The 26,840-nt window shown below is 59.9% G+C and carries 27 protein-coding genes; 18 read left to right on the forward strand and 9 right to left on the reverse strand.

Annotation, left to right across the window (positions count from 1 at the left end):
- Positions 1-4 precede the first annotated feature (4 nt).
- Genes C5J26_RS24035 through C5J26_RS24080 form a run of 10 tightly spaced genes read left to right on the forward strand, consistent with a single transcriptional unit; the run spans position 5 to position 6,037 of the window.
- Positions 5-571, forward strand: a complete 567-nt coding sequence (locus tag C5J26_RS24035; RefSeq protein WP_105404078.1) for a flagellar protein — start codon at positions 5-7, stop codon at positions 569-571.
- Between the two features lie 53 nt (positions 572-624).
- Positions 625-1,011 carry a flagellar basal body rod protein FlgB gene (gene flgB / locus C5J26_RS24040; protein WP_105404079.1) on the forward strand — a complete coding sequence of 129 codons (387 nt, stop codon included), beginning with the start codon at positions 625-627 and terminating at the stop codon, positions 1,009-1,011.
- A gap of 4 nt (positions 1,012-1,015) precedes the next feature.
- Positions 1,016-1,435, forward strand: coding sequence for a flagellar basal body rod protein FlgC (flgC, locus tag C5J26_RS24045; RefSeq protein WP_046664764.1), 420 nt, complete (start codon positions 1,016-1,018; stop codon positions 1,433-1,435).
- Positions 1,432-1,770, forward strand: coding sequence for a flagellar hook-basal body complex protein FliE (locus C5J26_RS24050; protein WP_037087084.1), 339 nt, complete (start codon positions 1,432-1,434; stop codon positions 1,768-1,770). The genes flgC and C5J26_RS24050 overlap by 4 nt, the downstream gene beginning before the upstream one ends.
- A 17-nt stretch (positions 1,771-1,787) precedes the next feature.
- Complete coding sequence (flgG, locus tag C5J26_RS24055) at positions 1,788-2,576, forward strand: flagellar basal-body rod protein FlgG (RefSeq protein ID WP_037087082.1); 789 nt, start codon at positions 1,788-1,790, stop codon at positions 2,574-2,576.
- Between the two features lie 20 nt (positions 2,577-2,596).
- Complete coding sequence (gene flgA / locus C5J26_RS24060) at positions 2,597-3,079, forward strand: flagellar basal body P-ring formation chaperone FlgA (protein ID WP_052751612.1); 483 nt, start codon at positions 2,597-2,599, stop codon at positions 3,077-3,079.
- Positions 3,076-4,203, forward strand: coding sequence for a flagellar basal body P-ring protein FlgI (locus tag C5J26_RS24065; RefSeq protein WP_105404080.1), 1,128 nt, complete (start codon positions 3,076-3,078; stop codon positions 4,201-4,203). The genes flgA and C5J26_RS24065 overlap by 4 nt, the downstream gene beginning before the upstream one ends.
- Positions 4,200-4,760 carry a MotE family protein gene (locus C5J26_RS24070; RefSeq protein ID WP_105404081.1) on the forward strand — a complete coding sequence of 187 codons (561 nt, stop codon included), beginning with the start codon at positions 4,200-4,202 and terminating at the stop codon, positions 4,758-4,760. The genes C5J26_RS24065 and C5J26_RS24070 overlap by 4 nt, the downstream gene beginning before the upstream one ends.
- On the forward strand, positions 4,757-5,476 hold the full coding sequence (flgH, locus tag C5J26_RS24075; RefSeq protein ID WP_037087079.1) for a flagellar basal body L-ring protein FlgH: 720 nt from the start codon (positions 4,757-4,759) through the stop codon (positions 5,474-5,476). The genes C5J26_RS24070 and flgH overlap by 4 nt, the downstream gene beginning before the upstream one ends.
- Positions 5,477-5,518: 42 nt before the next feature.
- The gene (locus tag C5J26_RS24080) at positions 5,519-6,037 is read left to right on the forward strand and encodes a flagellar basal body-associated FliL family protein (protein ID WP_105404082.1); all 519 of its coding nucleotides are present in this window, start codon (positions 5,519-5,521) and stop codon (positions 6,035-6,037) included.
- 121 nt (positions 6,038-6,158) lie between these two features.
- Here C5J26_RS24080 and C5J26_RS24085 read toward each other — a convergent pair whose 3' ends face one another.
- From C5J26_RS24085 to C5J26_RS24120, 8 genes are all read right to left on the reverse strand, one after another.
- Positions 6,159-6,929, reverse strand: coding sequence for a cephalosporin hydroxylase family protein (locus tag C5J26_RS24085; RefSeq protein ID WP_046611719.1), 771 nt, complete (start codon positions 6,927-6,929; stop codon positions 6,159-6,161).
- Positions 6,922-7,983: a class I SAM-dependent methyltransferase gene (locus C5J26_RS24090; RefSeq protein WP_105404083.1), complete on the reverse strand. Its 1,062-nt coding sequence runs from the start codon at positions 7,981-7,983 to the stop codon at positions 6,922-6,924. The genes C5J26_RS24085 and C5J26_RS24090 overlap by 8 nt, the downstream gene beginning before the upstream one ends.
- A gap of 4 nt (positions 7,984-7,987) precedes the next feature.
- Positions 7,988-8,821 carry an NAD(P)-dependent oxidoreductase gene (locus C5J26_RS24095; protein ID WP_105404084.1) on the reverse strand — a complete coding sequence of 278 codons (834 nt, stop codon included), beginning with the start codon at positions 8,819-8,821 and terminating at the stop codon, positions 7,988-7,990.
- Positions 8,818-10,041, reverse strand: coding sequence for a class I SAM-dependent methyltransferase (locus C5J26_RS24100; protein WP_105404085.1), 1,224 nt, complete (start codon positions 10,039-10,041; stop codon positions 8,818-8,820). Before C5J26_RS24100 ends, C5J26_RS24095 begins: the two co-directional genes overlap by 4 nt.
- Positions 10,038-10,598: a dTDP-4-dehydrorhamnose 3,5-epimerase family protein gene (locus C5J26_RS24105; protein ID WP_105404086.1), complete on the reverse strand. Its 561-nt coding sequence runs from the start codon at positions 10,596-10,598 to the stop codon at positions 10,038-10,040. Before C5J26_RS24105 ends, C5J26_RS24100 begins: the two co-directional genes overlap by 4 nt.
- A complete protein-coding gene (rfbG, locus tag C5J26_RS24110) occupies positions 10,595-11,677 on the reverse strand; it encodes a CDP-glucose 4,6-dehydratase (RefSeq protein ID WP_105404087.1) in 1,083 nt (360 codons plus the stop codon). Before rfbG ends, C5J26_RS24105 begins: the two co-directional genes overlap by 4 nt.
- Entirely contained in the window at positions 11,659-12,432 is a 774-nt protein-coding gene (gene rfbF, locus C5J26_RS24115) for a glucose-1-phosphate cytidylyltransferase (protein ID WP_037087070.1), read from the reverse strand. The genes rfbG and rfbF overlap by 19 nt, the downstream gene beginning before the upstream one ends.
- 101 nt (positions 12,433-12,533) lie before the next feature.
- On the reverse strand, positions 12,534-13,781 hold the full coding sequence (locus C5J26_RS24120; RefSeq protein WP_105404088.1) for a glycosyltransferase family 2 protein: 1,248 nt from the start codon (positions 13,779-13,781) through the stop codon (positions 12,534-12,536).
- A 331-nt stretch (positions 13,782-14,112) separates the two neighbouring features.
- Between C5J26_RS24120 and fliP the strand changes: the two genes are divergently transcribed.
- Positions 14,113-14,850, forward strand: coding sequence for a flagellar type III secretion system pore protein FliP (fliP, locus tag C5J26_RS24125; RefSeq protein WP_046630710.1), 738 nt, complete (start codon positions 14,113-14,115; stop codon positions 14,848-14,850).
- Between the two features lie 62 nt (positions 14,851-14,912).
- Here the strand turns inward: fliP and C5J26_RS24130 are convergent, their stop codons facing one another.
- The gene (locus C5J26_RS24130; protein ID WP_206051217.1) at positions 14,913-16,778 is read right to left on the reverse strand and encodes a glycosyl transferase; all 1,866 of its coding nucleotides are present in this window, start codon (positions 16,776-16,778) and stop codon (positions 14,913-14,915) included.
- Between the two features lie 404 nt (positions 16,779-17,182).
- Here C5J26_RS24130 and C5J26_RS33605 point away from each other — a divergent pair, with 404 nt between their 5' ends.
- The 7 genes from C5J26_RS33605 to C5J26_RS24165 all read left to right on the forward strand — a co-directional run bounded on the left by C5J26_RS33605 (position 17,183) and on the right by C5J26_RS24165 (position 26,838).
- On the forward strand, positions 17,183-18,448 hold the full coding sequence (locus tag C5J26_RS33605; RefSeq protein WP_105404090.1) for a flagellin: 1,266 nt from the start codon (positions 17,183-17,185) through the stop codon (positions 18,446-18,448).
- A gap of 255 nt (positions 18,449-18,703) precedes the next feature.
- The gene (locus C5J26_RS33610; RefSeq protein ID WP_105404091.1) at positions 18,704-19,969 is read left to right on the forward strand and encodes a flagellin; all 1,266 of its coding nucleotides are present in this window, start codon (positions 18,704-18,706) and stop codon (positions 19,967-19,969) included.
- A 275-nt stretch (positions 19,970-20,244) separates the two neighbouring features.
- Positions 20,245-21,510: a flagellin gene (locus C5J26_RS33615; protein WP_105404092.1), complete on the forward strand. Its 1,266-nt coding sequence runs from the start codon at positions 20,245-20,247 to the stop codon at positions 21,508-21,510.
- Positions 21,511-21,761: 251 nt separating this feature from the next.
- On the forward strand, positions 21,762-23,030 hold the full coding sequence (locus tag C5J26_RS24150; protein WP_105404093.1) for a flagellin: 1,269 nt from the start codon (positions 21,762-21,764) through the stop codon (positions 23,028-23,030).
- Between the two features lie 329 nt (positions 23,031-23,359).
- Positions 23,360-24,649: a flagellin gene (locus tag C5J26_RS24155; protein ID WP_105404094.1), complete on the forward strand. Its 1,290-nt coding sequence runs from the start codon at positions 23,360-23,362 to the stop codon at positions 24,647-24,649.
- A 285-nt stretch (positions 24,650-24,934) separates the two neighbouring features.
- Positions 24,935-25,513 (forward strand): hypothetical protein, encoded by a 579-nt coding sequence (locus C5J26_RS24160; RefSeq protein WP_371681947.1) that lies wholly within the window; start codon positions 24,935-24,937, stop codon positions 25,511-25,513.
- Positions 25,510-26,838, forward strand: a complete 1,329-nt coding sequence (locus C5J26_RS24165; RefSeq protein WP_105404096.1) for a MotB family protein — start codon at positions 25,510-25,512, stop codon at positions 26,836-26,838. The genes C5J26_RS24160 and C5J26_RS24165 overlap by 4 nt, the downstream gene beginning before the upstream one ends.
- Positions 26,839-26,840 lie beyond the last annotated feature (2 nt).

Below are 26,840 nucleotides of genomic sequence, written 5' to 3' on the forward strand. Positions count from 1 at the left end.
TTCGATGAGCGAAAAGAACAACCAGGAAGCGGCAGCTCAATCGGAAGAGGCTCGCTCGCGATTGGGCGACAAGATCCTGGTCGCAACGGGCATCACGCTCGCCGCAGCCTCCGCCTTCTTTCCCTGGTACGTCTTCCTGAATGCCGACAAGTTCGGCATCCGGACGGAAGCGCTGGGCCGCACGCGCGATCTGCCCCCGGGCGCCGCCCGTTCGGTCGTCACCGTATCGCCTCTCGCCATGACCGACAGTTCCAAGGACGATTGGCCGAAGCCTGTCGAGCCGATGGATGCGTTGACCACGGCCACCACGTCGGCCCTCGGCGAAACGCGCAAGGACGGCAATCTGCAGGAAGAGCAGCCCTTTCCGGGCCGGGGTAATTTCCGGCTGCTTCACGTCGCCAACGGCCGCGCGCTCATCGAGGACGGCTCCGGCATGTACATGGTCCGGGTCGGCTCGGTTCTGCCCGACAACAGCAAGCTCGCCACGCTCGAACAACGTGGCGGCAAGTGGGTGATCATTACTTCCAGCGGAGAAGTTTATCAGGACACGGGCGGGAGTGCTCGCCCGTAAGTCCGACGCAAGGTTACTGGCATAGTTTCCGGACAGAAGATGGAGACAAGCCTATGCAACCGATTCAATTGTTCGAAATGGCATCCCGTCAGGCCGATTGGCTTTCGGTGCGCCAGGAAGTCGTTGCGGGCAACATCGCGAATGCCAACACGCCGAAGTTCAAGGCGAAGGACATCACGCCTTTCGATTCGGTGCTGGACCGCACGCATGTTCCGATGGCCCGCACCAATCCGGGTCATTTCGCCAGCAACGACCTCAGCGATGAGATCGACATCAAGGCATCGGAACTGAACGAGGAAATCGGCGTCCAGGAATCCGGAAATACCGTCTCGCTTGCCGATGAGCTGACGAAGACGGGTGAAATCAAACGCCAATACGAATTGAGCACAGGACTAGTGAAATCGTTTCACAGCATGATGCTGACGTTAGTTAAGAGGTAAGCAAATGGATCCGCTTTCAGCCTCCCTGAAGATCGCTGGATCGGGAATGGAGGCGCAGTCGACACGTCTGCGCATCGTTTCCGAAAACATCGCCAACGCCCGCTCCACCGGCGACACGCCCGGTGCCGACCCTTACCGCCGCAAGACAATCACCTTCGGCTCGGAGTTGGACAAGGCAAGCGGCGTGGACGTGGTCGAGATCAAGAAGCTCGGCAACGACAGCTCCAAGTTCATCGAGGAATATGATCCGGACCACCCGGCCGCCGATGCCAAGGGCATGGTCAAGATGCCCAACGTCAACATGCTGATCGAGATGGGCGACATGCGCGAAGCCAATCGTTCCTATGACGCAAACATCCAGACCATCAAGCAGACGCGCGAACTGATCGCAGCGACGATTGACCTTCTGAAGGCCGGACAATGATCGACAAGATTCAAAACCTTAGCTCCCTCTCGCTGACCAACGGCCTCGACGAGGTCGGTTCCGCAAGCAGCTCCACGCTCGCCGGCGGCATCGCGACGACGCCGGGCCAGAACACCGGCATGGATTTCGGCAGCATCATGGCCAACATGGCGACGGACACGATGAACAGCCTGAAGGGCGCGGAATCGATGTCCTTCAAGGCCATCCAGGGCAAGGCCAATACCCGTGAAGTCGTAGATGCGGTTCTTGAAGCGCAGCAGTCGCTCCAGACCGCCATGGCGCTGCGCGACAAGATCGTCTCCGCCTATCTCGAAGTCACGAAAATGCAGATCTAGAGTTTGAGGACGAAGACATGAGAGCGCTTTCCGTCGCAGCAACGGGCATGGATGCCCAGCAGACCAATCTCGAAGTCATCGCGAACAATATCGCGAACATCAACACAACCGGTTACAAGCGCGCCCGCGCTGAGTTTTCCGATCTTCTCTATCAAAGCGAGCGCGCCCAGGGCGTGCCGAACCGCGCCAACCAGGCGATCGTGCCGGAAGGCGCGAACATCGGTCTCGGCGTGCAGACCTCGGCTGTCCGCAACATCCACACCCAGGGTGAGCTGACCCACACCGAGAACGATCTCGACGTGGCGATCGTCGGCCGCGGCTGGTATCAGATCCAGACCCCGGACGGCCAGACGCTCTACAGCCGCGCCGGCGCCTTCAACAAGAATGCCGACGGCCAGCTGGTCACGATCGACGGTTATGCGGTCGTGCCGAACATCACTTTCCCGGCAGACGTCAGCGAAACCAAGATCACCCGTACGGGTCAGGTCATGGTCCGCATCGGCAATTCTCCGGATTTCACCGAGATCGGCCAGCTCACCACCGCCAATTTCGTCAACGAGGCCGGCCTGCAGCCGCTCGGCGACAACCTGTTTGCGCAGACCGCCGCATCCGGCGAACCGATCGTGGCAGCCCCCGAGGATCCTGGCTTCGGTTATCTGAAGCAGGGTTATCTGGAGAGTTCGAACGTCGACGCCGTCCGGGAGATCACCGACCTGATCTCCGCGCAGCGCGCCTACGAAATGAACTCCAAGGTCATCACCACCGCCGATGAGATGGCTACGATCGTCAGCAAGAACCTGAAATAATAACCAGGAGACGGGCAGACATGAAGTTTCGCCGGAAAAATGCGATTGGCGCCAGGCTTGGCTTGCGGCTCCTGACAGCTCTTCTTGCCGCAACCGGCTCGCCGGTCCTCGCCGGTATGGGGACGGCCGTTGTGCCGGTCCAGACCATTTATCCCGGCGAAGAGATCACCGAGGGCAGGGTCGAGGAGGTGCAGGTCACCAATCCGAATCTGGGCGGCGACTATGCCCGCAGGACCGAGGAGGTCGTGGGCATGGTGGCAAAGCGCACGCTGTTGGCTGGGCGCACCGTTCCGGTTTCGGCACTTCGCGAAGCCTTCGCGGTCACTCGCGGCAAGTCGGTCCGCCTGACCTTCACCATCGGCGCCATGACGATTTCGGCTTCCGGCGCGCCGCTTGAGAATGCGGCTGTCGGGGATGTCATTCGTGTGCGCAACATCGATTCGGGTGTCACGGTCAGCGGTACCGTCATGGCTGATGGGACGATCCAGGTGATGGCGAAATGAGAACCCGTCTCTTCCTCACGCTTGCCGTGATCGGCTCCCTCCTGGGCGGCGCGCCGGCGTCCGCCGACGGACCCTATGTCGTCACCGCCCGTATCAAGGACATCGCGTCCCTGCAGGCCGGCCGCGACAACCAGCTGATCGGCTACGGCCTGGTCGTCGGTCTTCAGGGCTCGGGCGACAGCCTGCGCTCGTCTCCCTTCACCGACCAGTCGATGAAGGCGATGCTGCAGAACCTCGGCATTTCGACCCAGGGCAGCCAGTCCAACGCCAAGAACGTCGCGGCCGTCATGGTCACGGCAAACCTGCCTCCCTTTGCCAGCCCCGGCAGCCGCATCGACGTCACGGTCAGCTCGCTCGGCGACGCGACCTCTCTGCGCGGCGGCACGCTGGTCATGACCTCGCTTTCCGGCGCCGACGGCCAGATCTACGCTGTGGCGCAGGGAGCACTGGTCGTGTCCGGCTTCTCGGCCCAGGGCCAGGCGGCCACATTGACCGAAGGCGTGACGACGGCGGCCCGCGTTCCGAACGGCGCGATCGTCGAGCGTGAATTGCCCTCGAAGTTCAAGGACTCGGTGAACCTCGTCCTGCAGCTCCGCAATCCGGACTTCTCGACCGCGGTGCGCGTCTCCGACATCGTCAACAGCTTCGCGGCCCGCCGGTACGGCGGCCCGATCGCAGAACCCCGCGACAGCCAGGAAGTGATCGTTCAAAAGCCGAAGTCCGCCGATCTGACGCGGCTGATGGCCGAGATCGAGAACCTCGTGGTCGAAACCGATACGCCGGCCAAGGTCGTCGTCAATGAACGGACCGGCACGATCGTCATCGGCGCGGATGTGAAGATTTCGCGCGTTGCCGTGAGCTACGGGACACTGACGGTGCAGGTCACGGAGACCCCGCAGGTGATTCAGCCCGAACCTTTCTCGCGTGGCGAGACGGCGGTTCAGCCCCAGACGGATATCATGGCGATGAAGGACGGCGGCCAGGTCGCGCTCCTCAACGGTCCGGATCTGCGGACCTTGGTCGCCGGTCTCAACAGCATCGGCGTCAAGCCGGACGGCATCATAGCCATCCTGCAAGGCATCAAGTCCGCCGGCGCCCTTCAAGCGGAGCTCGTCCTGCAATGACCGAGACGCTATTCACCATTTCCGTATCCAAGACGCTGGCGCGCCGCGTCCTCGCCGCTGCCGCTGTCCTGATGCTGGTTTCCCAGGTCGGAGCACAGCAGCCGGGGCCGGTCACCGAAGCGTCGACCAGCGACGAGATCCAGAAATTCTGCACCAATATCGCCGATGCCGCGCGGGACCAGCGTTACCTCCTGCAGAAGCAGGAGCTTGAGAAGCTGCAGGCCGAGGTCGACGACCGCATCAAGGCCCTCCAGGATCGTACCGCCGAATATCAGGACTGGCTGAAGCGCCGCAACGACTTCCTGGCGCGCGCGCAGGCCGGCCTGGTCGATATCTTCAAGACCATGAAACCGGATGCGGCAGCACCGCAGCTCGGAGAAATGAACATGGAGGTCGCAGCCGCGATCATCATGCAGCTTCCGGCCCGCCAGTCGGCCCTTTTCCTCGCGGAAATGGACCCGCAGAAGGCCGGCATGATCTCCACGATCATCTCAAGCGCTTCCGACCCCAATACGTCGAAAGCACGCGCTCCCAATGTTCCGAAAGTGCCCTCATGACGAAACGCATTCCCGCCATCATGGCCGTTCTGTTCCTGGCTGGTTGTTCGAGCCAGACGATCAAGGAGATCGGCAATGCGCCGGCCATGAGCCCGATCGGCAGCGGCCTGCAATATGCGCAGGCGCCGCAGATGTCGTCCTATCCGAAGCAGCCGCGGCAGATGGCCAGCGGCTATTCGCTCTGGAGCGACAATCAGGCCGCGCTTTTCAAGGATTCGCGCGCTTTGAATGTAGGCGACATCCTGACGGTCGATATCAAGATCAACGACAAGGCGTCGTTCGACAACGAGACGGAACGCAACCGCACGAATTCGACCAGCCTGACCTGGGGTGCCAACCTCAGCAACCTGTTCGGCTGGACTCCGAAGGCGGGCACGACCGGCGATCTCGGTACCGATTCGAGCACGGATTCGCAGGGCAAGGGAACGACCAAGCGTGCCGAAAGCCTGAAGCTGCTCGTGGCTGCCGTCGTGACCGGCATTCTCGAAAACGGCAATCTTCTGATCAGCGGCTCGCAGGAAGTACGCGTCAACCACGAAATCCGCATTCTGAACGTTGCCGGTATCGTCCGGCCGCAGGATGTCGATTCCACCAATATGATCTCCTATGACAAGATCGCCGAGGCCCGCATCTCCTACGGTGGCCGTGGCCGCCTGACGGAAGTCCAGCAGCCGCCGGTCGGTCAGCAGGTCGTCGATATGTTCTCGCCCTTCTGATGGACCTGGGCGAAGGTCTCTTGATGTGAAGGTTTGAAGACCATGGCGGATGAAGCACAGGCGGCCGACGCTAAGAAAAAGAAGAACGGCACCATCATGGTCATCGCGGGCGTCGCGATCCTGACCGTGATCGGCGCCGGTGGCGGCTGGGTCGTCGGCGGCATGATCGCGCCGAAAGATCCGAACGCCGCGCAGAAGCACGAGACGGCGGCAGCCGGCGGCGAACACGGCAAGGCCGGCGAGAAGGAAGAGGGGCTTCCCCATATTTCCACCGAGGCCAACGGCGTCGTTCTCCTCGAGCCGATCACCACCAATCTCGCCTATCCGTCCGAAAACTGGATCCGGCTCGAAGTCGCGCTTGCGTTCACGGGGCCGCCGGAACTGGCACTCGCGGAAAATATCCACCAGGATATTCTCGCCTACATGCGCACCGTTTCGCTGCAGCAGATCGAGGGTCCGCGCGGCTTCCAGTATCTCAAGGACGATATCAAGGAACGTGTCGATCTTCGCTCGCAGGGCAAGGTCGCCAAGGTGATGTTCCGCTCCTTCGTGATCGAGTAGTGGCGGGTTACAAAGACAATGCACGAAAAAAAGCGGCCCAAACGGCCGCTTTTTTGTTTGCTCGAGTCTCTGTCCAGTGGGGACCCTCCTTCCGGTGTTGCCGGAAGGAGGGTCTGTTCGTTCAGCGCAGGCGCTTCAGGAAGCCGTCCGGAGCGACGGTGATCAGCAGCTTGTTCTCGACCGATTTGTCGATCTCGAATTCCGGATGGGTCTTCAGATATTCGAAGACGGCCGTTTTCGGATTGTCGCCCGGTCCCCAGGGACGATCGCCGGCCAGTTCCTTCGGCAGATCCTCGACGACGGTGTCGAACACGACGCAATAGCTGCCGACGCTGGTGAGCGGGGCATAGAGCTTGAGTTCCTCGAGAACGTGCTCGTGCGTGTGGTTGCTGTCGAGGCTGATCAGGATACGCGAATAACCGGCAGCGACTTTGCGGACCTGGTCCATGATCTCGGGCGCGATGCTGGAGCCCTGGATCATTTCGATCCGCGACGCCATCGGGTGGGCCTCGATCGCCTGCTTGTTATGGGGGCGGATGTCGATGTCGATGCCGAGAACCTTGCGCTTCGGCTTGGCCGGATCGACGACCTCGCCCTTTTCCGCGGCTTCCGACAGTTCCAGCAAAGCCAGCATCGAGGCACTGAGGATAAGGGAGCCGCCATGGGCGATGCCGGTTTCGATGATCAGGTCGGGCTTTACCGTCCAGATCAGCTCCTGCATGGCGACCATATCCTGCGGATACTGGATGATCGGTCGGCCGAGCCAGAAATAGTTGTAGGAATATTGCGAGGCGATCGACGTGCGCATGAACTGCGCGGCGCTGTCGTTCAGCTCCTTGTTTCCGGGGACGGCCGCGACGCGGGCTTCAACTTCCTTGGTGAAATCACTCATTGTCGATCCCCACATAGGTGTAAGCGTTGTGAGACAGCATTCGAATTTCCTCGAGATAATTGGAGTTCATGACGTAGATGGTCGAGCCGTGGGGAAGTTTCGCCAGCGCGTGCTCCGGCGATTGCACCATCAGGCCGGTTGCCGGCAGGAATTTTCCCTGCTTGGCGGGATTGATGTCGATGACCATGTCGACCGGCTGCCCCTGACGGGATTTCAGCAGCGAGAAGGTCACCCCCTTCGACGCGCCGCCCCAGATCGCCGAACTGTCGCCGGCTGCAATTCGGTCCCCCAGCGTGCGGGTGAAGTCGGCGGGAAACGCGACGCGATCGGTTTCTTCACGCACCGGCGGCCGCAACGAGTCCAGTTCGGCCACAACATAAAGATACTGGCCGCCGAAAACTCGACCGCTTTCGATGACATTGCCAAAGATCCGATGGAAATCGGACAGGCGGAAATAATTGACGTGCTCGTAGAACACGTCGAACCAGGCGCGATGTTCCATGATCCAGTCGAAGCAGGGCACTTCGATATAGATGCGGCCCTTGCCACCGTTCGCCTTGCAGAGCTCGACGAGGAAATCATACGGGTCCTGGATATGCTCCAGCACGTGGCGAAGGATCAGTCCCTCGCCTTGGACATCGACGCCGGCCTCGAAATAATGCCGCTTCACGCGCGGGTTCGTGCCCTCGTAGGTGGGGTCGAACCCGGTAAGGTCGAAACCTTTTTCAAGCAGCATTTCGAGGAAGAGGCCCTTGCCGCAGCCGACCTCGACCAGGTTCTCACGGCCCATCGTCCGCTCGACGATGCTCGCCACCATTTCCAGATGCTGGTGAAAGTGCCTGCTGACACCCTGTTCGTTATTGTAATTGCCGTCGTAGTCCATGAGCTTCGGGTCGAACGCATCGTTGTAGATGAGGCCCGTCTTCATGTCCTGCACCAGGCGGATATCGCCCTTGGCGCAGCCTTTGGCTTCTGCTGCCGTGGGATAAACGCGGTTCTGGAAGGTCGGCAACTGCGGCTGTTCGTAAAGCAGCAGGGTATCTTTCGTCGTCATGTCATCACCTCGTTAATCCCACAACGCAGGGAGGATCCACCAGATTGTCGGGACGGACGCCGAATCGCAGGAGATCGCGGCGACCATACTCGTCGGCCAACCGCTCGGCTATCTGCCGCACCGTGACCGGAATTCCGGAGCAGATATTGGTGGCTCCCGTTTTGTCGCCAAGTCCGATATCGGCGATCTGCCTTCCTGCTTCCCGAACGTCCAGGAAGTCGCGAATCTGGTTGCCGCTGGTCAAATCCACCGGTTTGCCCGCGGCAAGCTGGGCGCGAAGGTAGGGAAACAGCCGTCGCTCGTCCTCGCCCTCGCCGAAAAGATAAAAGAGCCGGCACCAGGCAAAGCTGATCCGGTGCAGCGGCAGCCATTGCGACAGGGCCAGAAACACCGCGGCCTTGGCACCGGCATAGGGGCTGATCGGACGCAGCGGCGTGTCGGTGGCGAGCATGCCCAGCGAGAGGTCGTATTCGAAACACGTGCCCACGCCAACGAACCGTTTGACGCCGGAAAGCGCTGCGCCCTGTGCCATCCGTAACGTGCCTTCGAGGCAGACGATGTTTTCCGGCGACTGCAGATATTTGCCGGGTTCGGCATACCAGGCGACATGCGCGACCGTATCGACGCCTTCGAGCGTTTTGGCCCACCACTCCACCGGCTCGCGGAAAAGGTCCGGCGTCCGCACGATGCTCTCGACGGCGGAGAGATCGCCAAGCCGGCTTTCCGCCGATCCTTCTCGTAAAACTACCCGGACGCGCGCACCGGATTCGGTCAGCGCCCGCAACACCTGCCGGCCGACAAAACCTGTTCCCCCGGTGAGCAGGACGAGTGGTGTCATATGATCTTCAATTCCGGCACGGCGGTTACGAACCTGGTGCCCTGATCGGCAAGCGAAGCCAGCTGCTGACGGACCTCGGTCGCGATGTTCCAGGGCAGGATCATCACATAGTCCGGCCGGCGCGCGACGATCTCGTCCGGATGCAGGATGGGGATATGGCTGCCCGGCATGAACTTGTTCTGCTTGGCCGCTGCGGCATCGCAGACATAGGGCAGCAGGTCCGGCTTGACGCCGGCAAAATTCAGAAGCGTGTTGCCCTTGGCCGCGGCGCCATAGGCCGCCACCGACTTACCCTCGCGCTTTGCGTCCAGCAGGAAGGCGAGCACGTCGTTCTTGACCTTCTCGGCCTTGGCCTGGAAGTCGGCATAGGTCGCCGTCACCTGAAGGCCGCGGCGCTGTTCTTCGCCGAGCAGCGCCGTGACTGCTTCGGTCGTCTGCCGCGAATCGCCTTGATGGCAACCATAGACGCGCAGACTGCCGCCATGGGTCGGCAATTCCTCGACGTCGAAGACGCGCAGGCCCGCCGCTTCGAAGATCTTTCCGACCGTGAAAAGAGAAAGATAGGAGAAGTGCTCGTGATAGACCGTGTCGAACTGGTTGTGTTCGATGAGCCGCATCACATGCGGAAATTCGAGCGTCACCGTGCCGCCGGCCTTCAGCACCGCCTTCAGGCCGCGTGTGAAATCGTTGATATCGGGCACATGGGCATAGACATTGTTGCCGAGGATGAGATCGGCAGCCTTGCCTTCGCCGGCCAATTGTTTGCCCAGCGCCTCCCCAAAGAACTCCCGGCGAACCGGAATGCCGAGCGCCTCGGCAGCTTCGGCAGTGCTCGCCGTCGGCTCCACGCCGAGGCAGGGTATGCCGGCCTTGACGAAGTTTTTGAGAAGATAACCGTCGTTTGATGCGACCTCGATGACCATGCTGTTCCGGCCGAGACCGAGACGAGAGGTGATCATCTCGACATAACGGGCTGCATGGGCGAGCCAGCTCGTCGATGCGCTGGAGAAATACGCATATTCGGCACTGAAGAGCGATTCGGCCGAGGCATAGTCCTCGGTCTGAACCAGCCAGCATTCCTCGCAGACCTGCAGCCTCAAGGGAAAATAGACTTCCGGCCTGGAGAGGTCCTCGGCCGTCAGATACGCATTGGACGGCGGCGCGAAGCCGAGGTCCAGGAAATCGCAGCGGAGTGCGGTACCGCAGTGGCGGCAGTTCATGGCGTCAGTCCCGTGAATTGTGATGTCAGGAAGGAATGACCGCGATCCCGATCCGACATTTCGGTGATCTCCAGCGGCCAGCTTATGTCGAGAACCGGATCCTGCGCGTTCAGCGCACCTTCCGAACCGGATGCGTAGGGCATCGAATGGAAATAGAGGAGTTCGCAATCGTCGGTCAGCGCCTGGAAACCATGCGCGAACCCTTCCGGGATCAGCAGCGAGCGGCGGTTCTCGGCCGAAAGCTCCTGGGCATGCCACTTCAGGAAGGTCGGGGAACCGGATCTGAGATCCACCGCGACATCCAAGACCGCGCCGCGCAGGCAATTGACCAGTTTCATCTCCGCATGCGGCGGATGCTGAAAATGCATGCCGCGCACCGTGCCCTGGCGCGCCGTCACCGTCAGGTTGATCTGGGCGATCGGCTTTGCCCAGCCTGCCGGCGCCAGCTCGTCGTCGCAGAACATGCGCGACAGGAAGCCGCGCGAATCACCGAGGTTCTGGCGTTCGACGAGCTTCAGGCCGGTAAGCGGCAGATCGGTGACGGTGAAGCGGCTCAAGGGCGTGCCTCGTATTCGGCGATCTCGGCTTCGCAGAGGGCGCGTGCGTCGGCGTCGTCATTTTGCGCACGATACCATTTCATCGTCCGGTCGACAGCCTCCGCCAACGACCAGCGCGGTTCGATGTCGAGCATATGCCGCGCCTTGGCCGTTTCCAAGGCAAGCCAGCCCGCTTCGTGCGGTCCTTCAGTGCCGTCGCCATATTGCACTTCGCCGCGGCCGAAGGATGTGCGGGCGATCTCGATCACCTGGCGCACCGGCGCGGCCTCGTGGCTGATCGGGCCGAAATTGAAGGCATCCCCAATCGCGGGATCGCTCCACAGCCGTTCGGCAAGCACGAGATAGGCCGAGAGCGGTTCGAGCACGTGCTGCCAGGGGCGCTTTGCCTCCGGCCGCCGGACACTGAGAGTATTGCCGGACTGCCAGGCGCGGACCGCATCCGGCAGCAGACGGTCGGCCGACCAGTCGCCGCCGCCGATCACATTGCCGGCCCGGGCGCTGGCGACCGCCACGCCTTTTTCGCGCAGAAACGAATCGCGATAACTCGCAATGACGATCTCGGACGCCGCCTTGCTGGCACTGTAGGGATCATGCCCGCCGAGATGGTCTGTCTCCCGGTAAGGGAAGGCATGTTCGAGATTGCGGTAGACCTTATCGGTGGTGATCGCGACGATCACGCGCGTCGACGGAACCGAACGGACCGCCTCGAGCAGGTTGGCCGTCCCGAGCACATTGGTCGCAAAGGTGCCGAGCGGATCCTGGTAGCTCGGGCGCACCAGGGCCTGGGCACCGAGGTGCATCACGATCTCGGGCGAGGCGGAGCGCACCAGTTCGGCAAGCCTGGCGGCGTCGCGGATATCCTGGAAATGACCTTCCTTGAGGTCAGGCCGCGCGAGCGCAAAGAGGCTGGGCTGCGTTTCGGGCGGTAGGGCAATGCCGGTGACCTCGGCGCCGAGACGTCCGAGCCAAATCGAAAGCCATGCTCCCTTGAAGCCGGTATGCCCTGTCAGAACAACGCGTTTACCCGCCCAGAAACCGCGGTCCGGACGAGCCCCGCCGGTCACGGCCAGATTTTCCATGGCGCTTTTCCGGAGGCCCAGAGGTCTTCGAGAAGGTTCTTTTCACGCAGCGTGTCCATCGGCTGCCAGAAACCTTCGTGCTCGTAGGCCATCAGTTCGCCCATCGTGGCAAGGTTCGCCATCGGCGCGGATTCCCACGGAATGTTGTCGCCCTCGATGAGGTCGATGCATTTCGGCGAAAGCACGAAAAAGCCGCCGTTGATCATCCCGCCGTCGCCGCGCGGTTTTTCCACGAAGCCGGTGACCTGGTTGCCGGAACGTTCGAGCGCGCCGTAGCGACCGGGCGGATGCACCGCGGTAACCGTCGCATTCCTGCCGTGCGACCGATGGAACTTGACGAGCTCGGTGATATTCACGTCGCTCAAGCCGTCGCCATAGGTGAAGCAGAAGCTTTCCTCGTTGCGCAGATATTCGGAGACGCGTTTCAGGCGACCGCCGGTCATCGTCGCTTCGCCGGTATCGATCAGCGTGACTTTCCAAGGCTCGGCGCTGCGGCGATGAACCTGCTTTTCGTTATAGGCCATGTCGAAGGTGACGTCCGACATGTGCAGGAAGTAGTTCGCGAAATACTCCTTGATGACGTAGCCCTTGTATCCGCAGCAGATGATGAACTCGTTCACGCCATGGGCGGAGTAGAGCTTCATGATGTGCCAGAGGATCGGCCGTCCGCCGATTTCGATCATCGGCTTGGGCTTGAGATGCGTCTCCTCAGAGATGCGGGTTCCCAACCCACCGGCGAGAATTACAGCTTTCAATTCCGTCTCTCCGTAACTGACGGCCTATCCGTTGAACGACGACCGTCAGCAAACCATGCGAATGGGGCTTCTCCGGCGATCGGGCTAAACGCCTTCGTGCGCTAAAGCAAAATGGTCCTGATCAGATCGTCCTGGGCGAACACGAGGTTGGGCAGATAACCCATCTCGACGAAACGGGCCCGCTCTTCCGGCAGATGCACCAGGATCGCCGTGTTCTCGAGTTGCGCGGGTGTAGGTTCCACCGGCTCGTCGATGATCTCCAGTCGCGAAGGGAGCCTCACCCTTTGGAGCCGTTCCTTGAGGGTTACGATGTCCGGATATCCGGAGATGACGAGGTTCTCAATGCCCGCGGTCACCCCCAACTGCCAGGAAAGGGTCTGCAGCGCCGTTGCGAGCAATCCGCCTTCCTTGAAGGACATGACTTCCGGATGCTCGTCGAATCCCCCGAAGACCATCCTCGTATAGACTTCGTACGCCTTGACGTATTCGCGCATGCCGACGAGCAGTCGCATCGAGACGGCCATTCGCTGCAGCGTGAAGTTTCTGCAGAGATGCTCCTGGGTCGCGCGTTCGTCGGGCGAGGTGCCGACCTTGCCTCGTTTGGATGCGAAGTAGAGGAAGTATTCCAGGCCGCCGCGGTACTGGTCCCATCCGGTTGCCGCGATCTGAGCGCCCCCCTGGACGCGATCGCGTTCGACGTTGGATGCGATGACCTGACGATAGAAGGGCGTCCTGCGGAAGGCGATGTCGCCCTGGTCCAGGAAGTGGGCAAGCATGGGGAAGGGGTAGAAGCAGATATCCCTGGGAACCCATGAAGACCGGAAAGCGCTGGCGCGGTAGATGCCAATTTCAGGGAAGATGTGGCCCCGGAACATATAGTTGAAAACTTCGGCGAAGCTTTTCTGCGGGAAAACCTTGTCTTCGTTGACCGTGTAGAACAGTCCGCCCTCGACCTCGTTGATGCCGTCATACATCGCCCACGGCGCATGGCAGACGGTGATGTTCGGATTTTCGTCGAGGTAAGCAACGATATTGGCAACTTCCTGGGGGATCAGGCGATCGTCGTCGGCGAGGTAGAGGAGGTATTCGCCGCGCCCCAGCCGCAGGGAGCTGCTCATGTTGGGAATCATCCCCACATTCTCTGCGCCCCTGACGTAGCGGATCGGCATTCCCCGCTCGATGAATTCCTTGGCGACCGCGCCGGTATTGTCCGTCGAGGCGTTGTCGGAAATGACGATTTCATAGGGGAAATCGAAGCGGAAATCGCGATGGCACCGTTCCAGACAATCGTGCAGGTGTTTCTCACGGTTGTAGGTGGGGATGCATATGCTGAGTTTGATGGAAGACACCGAATTTCCTCGACCTGATTTGTTCGAACACGCAGCGGGTCCGCCGCAAGCAAGGGACGCTCAGCGGCAGGGTTCCGAGGCGCTTCCGATCGACGTCAGAGCCGGAATGGGACTTTTCCAGGCTCTGCACGTCCATTAGCTATTCCTGGATTGAGGCTATGCGACCAGACTTGCGCCAAGCTGAATGATGGTCGCGTTGGCAGCCCAGGCATCGTGGTTCGACCAGGGCGGTCTCCTTTCTGTGTACGAGTCCCCGCACGCGGCCCGCAGGTGTTGACCTGCATTGGTCAGGGTGACTATCGAAGATGACGCAAAGGACCTTCGTGATCGCATGATTCGGCTGATCTACCTGTTCGTCGCTCTGATGGCGGCACCCGGGCTCGCGCTCGCCCAGCAATCGCCGGCGGATCTTCTCAATCTGCCGGTCGATGGTTCTGCAGCCGCGTGGATCATCCGGACTTTCGGGCTGTTGACGGTTCTTTCCGTCGCCCCCGGCATCCTGATCATGGTCACGAGCTTTCCGCGGATCGTGATCGCCTTCTCGATCCTGCGCTCGGGCATGGGCCTGTCGACCGCGCCGTCGAACATGATACTGGTCTCGATGGCGCTGTTCATGACGTTTTATGTCATGTCGCCCACCTTCGACAGGGCGTGGAACGAGGGTGTCCAGCCGCTTCTTCAGAACCGGGTCACCGAGGCGGAGGCGGTTCAGCGGATCGCGGAGCCGTTCAGGGTGTTCATGTCAGCCAATACGCGCGACAAGGACCTGGAACTCTTCGTCGAAATTGCCCGGGAGCGAAATCAGTCCGTCGGCACGCCGCAGGCGGTCGACTACCGCGTCCTGATCCCTGCCTTCATGCTCTCGGAAATACGGCGCGGTTTCGAAATCGGCTTCCTGATCATCCTGCCGTTCCTGGTCATCGACATGATCGTCGCTGCAATCACCATGGCAATGGGGATGATGATGCTGCCGCCGACATCGATCTCGCTGCCCTTCAAGATCCTTTTCTTTGTCCTGATCGACGGCTGGAACCTGCTGGTCGGCAGTCTGGTTCGTTCTTTCAATTAAACGCAGACCTGCTGAAATGGAAACGGCGGGAAATTTCCCGCCGTTTCTTTTCGGTTCGGATATCAGCTTTTGCGGAAGCTGAACGGGCCTTCCCGCGGGGGGAGGGCCGGGACACTGAAGTGGTCGGGCTTGATCTTGGCCTTCGCCCGGTCCGCCATCATCGTGTAGGCGGTCTCGAGATGCCGGCAATAACGATCCGCATCGAAAAGCGGATGCGTGAAGCGGTTTGCCTCCAGCCGTTTGCGCACCTCGGCGAGCTCCTCGCGGTTGTTGTAATAATGGACCGCCCGGCGAACGAAGTCATCCCGATCATCGGCGACCATTTCCGGCAGGCCCAGTGCATTCAGCAGGCTTTCGCTGACGCGTGATGCGAAGTTCTTACCCTTGTGGGTCAGCATCGGCAGCCCGGCCCAGAGCTTTTCGGAGGTCGTGGTATGGCCGTTATACGGATAGGTGTCGAGACCGAGATCGGTCAGGCCGATACGGTTGATATAGGCCGCATAGTTGTTGACGCGATCGCCGAACATCAGGCGGCTCTCGGGGATGCCAGCTTCCGCAAAGGCCTTGATCAGGTTCTTTCGAGCACCGAACCGTTCGCGGCAGATCAGGAAGAGATAGCTTTCCGGCGTTTCCTTGAGGACGCGGACCCAGAGGTCGATGGTTGCGGGCGTGAATTTCCAGTGACTGTGGAAGCACGAGAAGATGAAGGCGTCCTGCGGCATGTCGCAGAGCGCCCGATCGATCGGCTGCGGCATCGGGCGGTGGACCGCTTCGTTCGGGAAGAACGTCTCGGGCATCCAGCAGACCTTCTCGTAGTAGTGCTGGAAGGAGCTTTCCGGCACCACCGTTTTGTCCGCGATGAGGTAGTCGATGTCGACGTTGACCACGGTGCCCGGATAGCCGAGCCAGGTCGCATGCACCGGTGCGGTCTGGCGGTTCATCACGAATACCCGGTTTTCCGCGGTATGCCCCTGCAGGTCGACCAGGATGTCGATGTTCTCGGCCTTGATCGCCTCGGCCGCCTCGTCATCCGTCATGCCCCGGATCCGGACAACTCTACCCCATTCCTCGCGGATGGCGTTGTTGTCGTTGCGCAGCCGTTCGGCAGGAGCGTTGCAGAAGAGCGTGATGTCGAAACGGCTCTTGTCGTGCGATTCCAATATGCCGCGAAGCGCCTTCATGACGGCGTGTTCCGTCCAAAGGTCGGCCGAAAGATAGCCTATGCGCAGCTTGCTGCCCCAGCGGTGCGGCATGTTGTGCCTTTTCGAAGCGGCGTTTTTGGGCTTTCTCTCGCCCATCCGGGAGCCAGCGATGGCGTTCGTCTTTTCATCGTCGCACCAGCGCAGATTGAAGAGCGACACCTCGTCGGCGATCGCTTCGAATTCGCCTCTGGCGATTTCCTCGAATTGGATAGGCTCGTATTTGCGGATGATATCGTAATCGAGGGCGTCTCTCATGGCTGAGAGATAGAAATTGCGCACGATCCGATCCTCGGGATCTTTCTCGAAGATCTCCAGGATGCACTTGTTCTCGTCGTCGCTCCGATCCTGGAGCCGGATCGAGCGTGCCGCAAGCTGGCGGTGTGTCGGCTCGTCGCTTCGCGCGAGCGTGTTGCGAAATGCTTCGGCGCCCTCCAGTTCCTGGCGCATCAGAGCGCCGGACATCAGGACCGCCATGTCCGGATCGGCAATCGCCTCTTTGAGAATGCGCGCACCGAGGCGCAGGACGTTGATGTCGTCGTTATTGGAGAAATGAAGCCGCATGGCTTCGCGCGTGTACTTGAGCTTATGCGGAGATTCCATCTCGCCGGCAATTTGGAAAGCCTGGGCGGCCTCGGTCTTCATCTTGAGCTTCAACAGAGTCGCGCCCAGGAGTGCGTAGTGCCTCGGATCCTTGTGAACATCCAGCAGCTTGTTCAGGATGCCCAATACATCGTGATATTCTTTTTTGTCGAAGTGATTTTGTGCTGCGACGTATTGCCGTTGTATCTTCAGGGGTTTCAAGGCTTCCCGCTCCAGTAAAGTTGTGCCGGCGTCCCGGCAAATCGGCTTCACCGCGCATCGTGGCAAGCCAAGCTTGCATGAAGCCGACCTCCCGGAGTCAGGGCGCTTCGTACACCGTTTGTTAATGATACTGGTCGAACGGTTTTCAGGTCGTCGTGCTGTTTAAAGAACTTAGCAAGGATTTGCTGCGAGATTTGGCTCACACGACGGGTTTGGTGTTCCTTCAGATTGAAGAGACCGAGTTGGCATGATGCCGGACCGAAGTGCCGGTAAAATATACAGTCCGGTATGTCCCCCTCCATGTATTTCGTTCAAAGGGACAATCAACTATGGCTAGCATTCTCACTAACGTGTCGGCGATGGCCGCGCTCCAGACGCTGCGCGGCATCAGCAACGACATGGAATCCACGCAGAGCCGCGTTTCTTCCGGTCTGCGCGTCGGTTCTGCTTCCGACAACGCTGCCTATTGGTCGATCGCGACCACCATGCGTTCCGACAAGGGTTCGCTCTCGACGGTTCAGGACGCTCTCGGCCTCGGCGCTGCCAAGGTCGACACTGCCTATGCCGCCATGGAATCGGCGATCGACGTCGTCACCGAAATCAAGAACAAGCTGGTTGCCGCTTCCGAACCGGGCGTCGACAAGTCCAAGGTCCAGGAAGAAATCACCCAGCTGCAGAGCCAGCTGAAGAGCATCGCTTCCTCCGCTTCGTTCTCCGGCGAAAACTGGCTCCAGGCCGAAATCGGCGGCACTCAGAACGCCACCACCGGCATCATTCAGGCCGGCACCGAGATCACCAAGCAGCTCATCGGTTCGTTCGTTCGTGACAGCGAAGGCAACGTCTCGGTCAAGTCCATCAACGTCGTCCTCGACGAACAGAACGTCCTGTTCGACTTGAGCGGCGGCCGCGGCGGTCTTCTCGACCAGAACGCCCTCAACGGTTTCCGCGCCATCGAGTTCGACGACGGCACGACGAACCAGAAGGAATACTTCGGCAAGATCAACACCTCGGCGATCTACGCAACCAACGCTGTCTGGAAGGACATCGGCGGCGGCGTCTTCATGAAGGGCGATACCAACGGCGTCTACTCTTCGGGCTCCAACGGCACCTACATGATCAAGGTTGGCGGCGCTTACATCGACGCAGTCTACACGACCAAGGGTTACGACTTCTCGGCTGGTGCGACTGCAACTGCCGGCATCAAGTACGGAGCGGACATCTCGGTTTCCGACCTCGACATCACCAAGCTCGAAGACTACCGCGACTCCAGCGGTGTCAGCTACCTCGGTCTGGGTACCAAAGCCAGCGATGAGGATCTCATGCAGGCACTGACCTCGTTCGTTGATGGCCAGCTGGAAGCGATGGGCAGTGCTGCGGCCAAGCTCGGTGCCGTATCGAAGCGCATCGACATGCAGTCGGACTTCGTCTCCAAGCTCACTGACTCGATCGACAAGGGTGTCGGCCGACTGGTGGATGCCGACATGAACGAAGAGTCGACCAAGCTCAAGGCACTGCAGACCCAGCAGCAGCTGGCGATCCAGTCGCTCTCGATTGCCAACTCCGACTCGCAGAACATCCTGTCGCTGTTCCGTTAATCGACACAGGGAAAATGGCGCGGCGGCTGACCGCGCCATCGACCTTCAAAAAGGGCCGCGTCCGAATTCGGACGCGGCCCTTTTTATTCTCTGGATCACTTCAATGTTCCTTAATCATATTGCTTCATTCTTTGGTCATCGAAACGGTGAGTTAACCAAGAAAATTAAATGGTTAACAAGCATGATGCTGACCGCTGTTCCCGGTGATGTCCGGAATGTCCCTTCCTACAATTAGCCATTCAAGGGGCAATCAATATGACTAGCATTCTCACCAACGTTGCAGCCATGTCTGCTCTGCAGACGCTGCGCGGCATCAGCAACGACATGGAATCCACGCAGAGCCGCGTTTCTTCCGGTCTGCGCGTCGGTTCTGCTTCCGACAACGCTGCCTATTGGTCGATCGCGACCACCATGCGTTCCGACAAGGGTTCGCTCTCGACGGTTCAGGACGCTCTCGGCCTCGGCGCTGCCAAGGTCGACACTGCCTATGCCGCCATGGAATCGGCGATCGACGTCGTCACCGAAATCAAGAACAAGCTGGTTGCCGCTTCCGAACCGGGCGTCGACAAGTCCAAGGTCCAGGAAGAAATCACCCAGCTGCAGAGCCAGCTGAAGAGCATCGCTTCCTCCGCTTCGTTCTCCGGCGAAAACTGGCTCCAGGCCGAAATCGGCGGCTCGCAGAGCGCCACCACCGGCATCATCTACGCCTCCAGCGAGATCACCAAGCAGCTCGTCGGTTCGTTCATCCGTGATGCCGACGGCAATGTCGCGGTCAAGACCATCAACGTCCTCCTCGACGAACAGAACGTCCTGTTCGACTTGAGCGGCGGCCACGGCGGTCTTCTCGACAGCAACGCCCTCAACGGTTTCCGCGCCATCAAGTTCGACGACGGCACGACGAACCAGAAGGAATACTTCGGCAAGATCAACACGTCGGCGTATTATGCAACCAACGCTGTCTGGAAGGACATCGGCGGCGGCGTCTTCATGAAGGGCGATACCAACGGCGTCTACTCTTCGGGCTCCAACGGCACCTACATGATCAAGATCGGCGGCGCTTACATCGACGCAGTCTACACGACCAAGGGTTACGACTTCTCGGCTGGTGCGACTGCAACGGCCGGCATCAAGTACGGGACGGACATCTCGGTTTCCGACCTCGACATCACCAAGCTCGAAGACTATCGCGACTCCAGCGGTGTCAGCTATCTCGGCCTCGGAACCAGAGCCAGCGATGAAGACCTCATGGCTGCACTGACCTCGTTCGTCGACGGTCAGCTGGAATCGATGAACAGCGCTGCCTCCAAGCTCGGCGCCGTATCGAAGCGCCTCGACATGCAGACGGACTTCATCTCCAAGCTGACGGACTCCTTCGACAAGGGTGTCGGCCGACTGGTGGATGCGGACATGAACGAAGAGTCGACCAGGCTCAAGGCCCTGCAGACCCAGCAGCAGCTGGCGATCCAGTCGCTCTCGATTGCCAACTCCGACTCGCAGAACATCCTGTCGCTGTTCCGTTAATCGACACAGGGAAAATGGCGCGGAGGCTGACCACGCCATGGACTTAAAAAAGAGCCGCGTCCGAATTCGGGCGCGGCTTTTTTAATTTCCTAATCGCTTTTCTCAATTTCCCGATCAGCTTCAATATTCATTAACCATATTGCGGTTACCTAACAGCATCGAAACGGTGAGTTAACCAAGAAAATTAAATGGTTAACAAGCATGATGCTGCCCGCTGTTCCCGGTGAAATCCGGAATGTCCCTTTTCGTAATCAGCCACTCAAGGGGCACCTAAAATGACAAGCATTCTTACCAACATTGCAGCTATGTCTGCTCTGCAGACGCTGCGCGGTATCGCAACCGATATGGAATCCACGCAGAGCCGAGTTTCGTCGGGTCTGCGCGTCGGCACTGCTTCCGACAACGCTGCCTACTGGTCGATCGCGACCACCATGCGTTCCGACAACGGCGCTCTTTCCGCAGTTCAGGACGCTCTCGGCCTCGGCGCCGCCAAGGTCGACACTGCCTATTCCGCCATGGAATCGGCGATCGACGTCGTCACCGAAATCAAGAACAAGCTGGTTGCCGCTTCCGAACCGGGCGTCGACAAGTCCAAGGTCCAGGAAGAAATCACCCAGCTGCAGAGCCAGCTGAAGAGCATCGCTTCTTCCGCTTCGTTCTCCGGCGAAAACTGGCTGCAGGCCGAAATCGGCGGCTCGCAGAGCGCCACCACCGGCATCATCTACGCCGCCAGCGAACTCACCAAGCAGCTCGTCGGTTCGTTCATCCGTGATGCCGAGGGCAATGTCACGGTCAAGTCCATCAACGTTGTTCTCGACGAAACCAACGTCCTGTTCGACTTGAGCGGCGGCCACGGCGGTCTGCTCGACAGCAACGCCCTCAACGGTTACCGCGCCATCAAGTTCGACGACGGCACGACCAACCAGAAGGAATACTTCGGCAAGATCAACACGTCGTCGTATTATGCGACCAACTCCGTCTGGAAGGACATCGGCGGCGGCGTCTTCATGCGCGGCGACACCAACGGCGTCTACTCTTCGGGCTCCAACGGCACCTACATGATCAAGGTCGGCGGCGCTTACATCGACGCGGTCTACACGACCAAGGGTTACGACTTCTCGGCTGGTGCGACTGCAACGGGCGGCATCAAGTACGCTTCGGACATCTCTGTTTCCGACCTCGACATCACCAAGCTCGAAGACTATCGCGACTCCAGCGGTGTCAGCTATCTCGGCCTCGGCACCAAAGCGACCGATGAAGATATCATGGCGGCACTGACCTCATTCGTGGACGGTCAGCTGGAAGCGATGAACAGTGGGGCGGCCAAGCTCGGCGCCGTTGCGAAGCGGCTCGAGATGCAGTCCGACTTCGTCTCCAAGCTCACCGACTCGATCGACAAGGGTGTCGGCCGACTGGTGGATGCGGACATGAACGAGGAGTCGACCAGGCTCAAGGCCCTGCAGACCCAGCAGCAGCTGGCGATCCAGTCGCTCTCGATTGCCAACTCCGACTCGCAGAACATCCTGTCGCTCTTCCGCTAGTAAGACGCGTCATTCGGCACAAAGAAGCCGCGCCCTTTTGGGGCGCGGCTTTTTTTATGTCCCGGTAGTTTTTGTTAACTTTCGTAAATTCCATTTAACCTTTGTTAACCATTTCCACCTTAACTGAGCTCATCGAAACGATGGGTTAACCAAGACGAAGAAAAGGTTAACAGGCATCAGGCCAAGCCAACGTTCACCGGTGTAATCCCGGAAATGTCCCTTCCATCTAGCCATTCAAGGGGCAAACCAAAATGACCAGCATTCTTACCAATATCGCAGCTATGGCTGCTCTCCAGACTCTCCGTAACATCGACGGCCAGATGCAGACTACTCAGGACCGGGTTTCTACCGGTCTGCGCGTCGGCACTGCTTCCGACAACGCTGCCTACTGGTCGATCGCGACCACCATGCGTTCCGACAACGGCGCTCTTTCCGCAGTTCAGGACGCCCTCGGTCTCGGCGCCGCCAAGGTTGATACCGCCTATTCCGCAATGGAAAGCGTTGTCGACGTCGTAAAGGAAATCAAGAACAAGCTCGTTACCGCCTCGGAAGCCGGCGTCGACAAGACGAAGATCCAGGCAGAAATCTCGCAGCTGCAGGACCAGTTGAAGAGCATCACTTCTTCTGCTTCGTTCTCCGGTGAAAACTGGCTGCAGGCCGAAGTCGGCGGCGCCTCCAACCCCACCACGGGCGTAATCTACGCGGTCAGCCCGGTCGTCAAACAGGTTGTGAGCTCGTTCATCCGCGATCCTGATGGCAACGTTGCCGTCAAATCGGTGGATGTCATTCTGAACGAAACGAACGTCCTGTTCGACTTGAGCGGTGGCCACGGCGGCCTGCTCGACGGCAATTCCTTCAATGGCTTCCGGGCGATCGACTTTGACGATGGCACGACCAACCACAAGGATTACTTCGGCAAGATCAACACTGCCGCGTTTTACGCAACGGACGCGCTCTGGAAGGATGTCGGCGGCGGCGTCTACATGAAGGGCGACACCAACGGCATCTATACGTCCGGCACCGGCGGAACCTACCTCATCAAGGTCGGCGGCGCCTACATCGACGCGGTTTACACCACCAAGGGATACGATTTCTCGGTCAGTGCAGCGGTAACCGCAGGCATCAAGTACGCCTCCAACATCTCCATCTCCGAACTGGACATCACCAAGCTCGATGACTATCGCAACTCGAACGGTGTCAGCTATCTCGGGATGGGAACCAAGGCCAATGACGCCGATCTCATGGCCGCTCTCAACTCGTTCGTCGATGGTCAGCTCGAAAAGCTCATCAGCGCAACGGCAAAACTCGGGTCGATCAACAAGCGCATCGACATGCAGGAAGCTTTCGTCTCCAAGCTGACCGACTCCATCGACAGCGGCATCGGCCGACTGGTGGATGCGGACATGAGCGAAGAGTCGACCAGGCTCAAGGCCCTACAAACCCAGCAGCAACTCGCGATCCAGTCGCTCTCGATCGCCAATACCAGTTCCGAGAATATTCTGTCGCTCTTCCGTCAGTAAGCGGCGCTCTAGGCTAGGAGCGGTTTCGTCCTGCTCTGCTGACGTGATAGCAAATATTCTGGAAAGAAGACCGCGTCTCGAAAGAGGCGCGGTTTTTCGCGTTTTGGGGCGTGGCTTGCGCGAAACCTGCACCGTTGTCGGATAGGCCGTTAAGACTTCATTAACTTCTTGCCAATCCTCAACCGGGTTTGATAACTGTCGATTTAACGATTTGTTAAGAACGACAGACCGCCCGCATCTGTGATGCTGAGTGGCGGTACGCATGATGCCTCTCGTCGTTTCCGGTCAAGTACTCCGGATTTCCAGACCAATTGACCGAGGCACGGCCGATGACCAGCATCTTGACCAATCCCGCCGCTATGGCTGCACTGCAGACGTTGCGCTCGATCGATCGCAACATGGAAATCACTCAGGCGCGGGTTTCCTCGGGCATGCGTGTCCAGACAGCCGCGGACAATGCCGCCTACTGGTCGATCGCAACCACGATGCGTTCCGACAATCATGCGCTCTCGACCATCCAGGATGCGCTTGGCCTCGGCGCCGCCAAGGTGGACACAGCCTACACGGCAATGGAAAGCGCGATCGACACCGTTGTCGAGATCAAATCCAAAATCGTTGCGGCTTACGGCGTCGGCTCCAATCGCGGCAAGATCCAGGAAGAAATCGCCCAGCTCCAGGAACAGCTGAAGAGCATCTCGGACTCGGCGACCTTCTCCGGCGAGAACTGGCTTCAGGACTATATCAGCGACGGCGGTACCAACGCTCAGGAAAGACCGGTCGTCAAACAGGTGGTTGCGTCGTTCACCCGCACCGCCTCCGGTGACGTCGCGGTTAAGACCGTCGATTATACGCTTGATTCCAAGACGGTCCTTTTCGATCTCAACGGCGGCAATCTCGGCATCTTGGACTCGTCCGTGAAGTTCGTCGCCGAGAGCGAAGTCGCCGTCGACATGATCACCTCCAACGGCACGATGGGTTCAACGAGCGCGTCCTACGCGGTCTCGGTTCTCGCCGAAAGCCAATTGATGGCGTTGGGCGCGGATACGAATACAATCGACACGAGCATCTATGCTGTCGGCGGCAATTTTTATCTGAAGGTCGGGGAAGGCAAGTGGGCTCAGGTGACGACGACCGATCCGGCTACGGCACCGGCGGTAACGACCCCTGCTCACGACGACGGCACGACAAAATATTATTTCGTTGTGACCGCGGCGAACAATCTCAATAACCGAAAACTTGGGATGTCGGTCACCACGGTCGACATCAACAAACTGAACGACCTCGTCGTAAAGATGAACACGATGGTCCCGGGCTCCGCGCCGAACACTGACGCGGTGCTTGATATGATGGAGCGTTTCCTCGACAAACAGCTTCTGGCGATGACGAGCGCCGCTTCGAGCCTTGGCTCAATCCAGAAGCGCATCGATCTGCAGGAAAGCTTCGTCGCTTCCCTGACCGACGTGATCGACAAGGGTGTCGGCCGACTGGTCGATGCGGACATGAACGAAGAATCGACACGATTGAAGGCGTTGCAGACTCAGCAGCAGCTCGGCATCCAGTCGCTCCAGATCGCCAACACCAACGCCGAAAACATCCTGCAGTTGTTCCGGCAGGGTTAAGACTGCGCGGCGCCGATCACTCGGCCGCTGCCCTTCATCCTCGCGCAAGTTTAACTTCCTACCGTCCCGCTAAAGTCCGGCGAAGTGTCTTGTGTCGCCGGGGACAAACGAATGGCAACCTTGTCGGGATGATACGATGATTGCAGCGGTGACGATTTGCGCTTTCGGGAGGCTCATGACGAGCCTCGAACGAAAGGCGACGGCAGGGCAGGGGGACGCTCGATGAGTGCCTCGCTCGCCCGCTACCTGAAGGATTTCAGTGAGCCGCAGGCCCCACCACTGCCCTTGCTGGCCGATGGTTTCGGCGATGGCTTCGAAGACGATCCGGCATTTCCCACTGTTGTCGAGGAGCCTGTCGATATCGAAGCCGAACGCGCCGACGCTTATGCGAAAGGCCATGACGCGGCGTCCGGGGAGCTTCAACAGCGTTTTGATGAAGAGCGGCAGGCGCTTCTGACCGCGCATGCGGAAGAGATGGCGGCGCTGCGCGAAAAATATGAAACCGAAGCGGCTGCGATGATCGCGGCCGGACTTGAGGGCATTGCCGGATTGACGGCGCAGGCGGTCAGCGATCAGACGGCAAGGATTCTGTCGCCTCTTCTCGACGAAGCGCTCGTCGCCAAGGCGATCTCCGATATGGCGGATATCATCCGCAGCGCAATACTCGAGGGCGACGTCGGGACCTTGACCGTCCGTGGCCCCCTGCATCTGTTCGAAAAACTGAAAACTGCGCTTGGAGAGCCCACCCCACTCCTGCGCCACATCGAAGCGCCTGACTTGGATATTGCGGTCGACATCGGCGAGAGCGCCCTTGTGACCCGGATGTCCGCATGGCTGGCGAGTCTGAAGAAGGTATTGGGATGAGCGAAGGCGAAAACCATCACCACGGCAAGAACGAGGTCGTCATCGTCAAGCGACATGGCGGCGCACACGACGACGGCGTCCATGGCGGCGCCTGGAAGATCGCCTATGCCGACTTCATGACCGCGATGATGGCGTTCTTCCTCGTCATGTGGCTGGTCAATGCCGCCAACGAGGAGACGAAAGCCTCGATGGCGAGTTATTTCAACCCGATCAAGCTTTCCGACGAGACTCCGGCCTCGAAGGGATTGGAAAAGCCGGTCGATGCGGCCGAGGGCCAGGAAAACGGCGAGAAGTCGAAGGTCAAGGCGGAGGGCAACGTTCAGGGCTCTGCGGCGGCGACCGGCGAGGACATGACCTCGACGTCAGGTGACGAACCCAATTACTCCGAGGCGGATTTCTTCGAAAACCCCTATTCCGTTCTTGCCGAGATCGCTCAGCAAGTGGGCCAGCAGGCGAATGTCAGCGCCAAGGGCGAGGGCGGTGCCAGCGATTCCGGCCCCGCGACCGGTGCCGACGGCGGCCAGGCCTACCGCGACCCCTTCGATCCGGACTTCTGGACCAGGCAGATGCAGATGTCGCGCGCCGAAGGACCCGAGCAGGCTGTGAAGACCACGGCGAGCGACGATCCGCTCGCCCAGATGGGGCAGGCGCCGCAATACCAGCAGGCGCCGCAATCTACGGAAGCCAACACGCAACTGCAGCAGACCCAGATGGCTGTTGCCATTCCCGTCCCCATCCCGCGTCCCGACCCGACGCAGATGGATAAACCGCAGACGGCCTCGGATGCGCAGGCGACGAAGCCTGCCAACCTCAACGGACAAAAGCCGGAAGACGGTGCGAAAGCGGAAGAGCAGGCCGAACTGAAGGCTGCGGAAGAGCTGAAGAAGGAAATCCAGCAGCAGATTTCCGGTATCGCCGGCAAGCTCGCGGAAGGTCTCGTCGTGACGCCTGCCGAAGGCGGTCTGCTGGTGTCGATCTCCGACCAGGCGGATGATCCGATGTTCAACATCGGTTCGGCTGTGCCGCGTCGCGAAATGGTGCTGGCGATGGAGAAGATCGGCCAGATCCTCAAGGATCGAAAGGGCAGCATCGTCCTGCGCGGACATACGGACGGCCGTCAGTTCAAGGGTACCGAGAACGACAACTGGCGCCTTTCCATGTCCCGTGCTCACAGCGCCTATTACATGCTGGTGCATGGCGGCCTGGCGGAAGATCGCATCAAGCAGGTTTCCGGCTTCGCCGACAGGCGTCTCCAGGTGGCGGACGATCCGCTCGCAGCCGCAAACCGGCGTATCGAAATCCTGCTCGAGGCGGACGAGGGATAGTG

Origin of the sequence: Neorhizobium sp. T7_12 (assembly GCF_002968535.1) — a bacterium.
GTDB classification, from domain to species: domain Bacteria; phylum Pseudomonadota; class Alphaproteobacteria; order Rhizobiales; family Rhizobiaceae; genus Neorhizobium; species Neorhizobium tomejilense.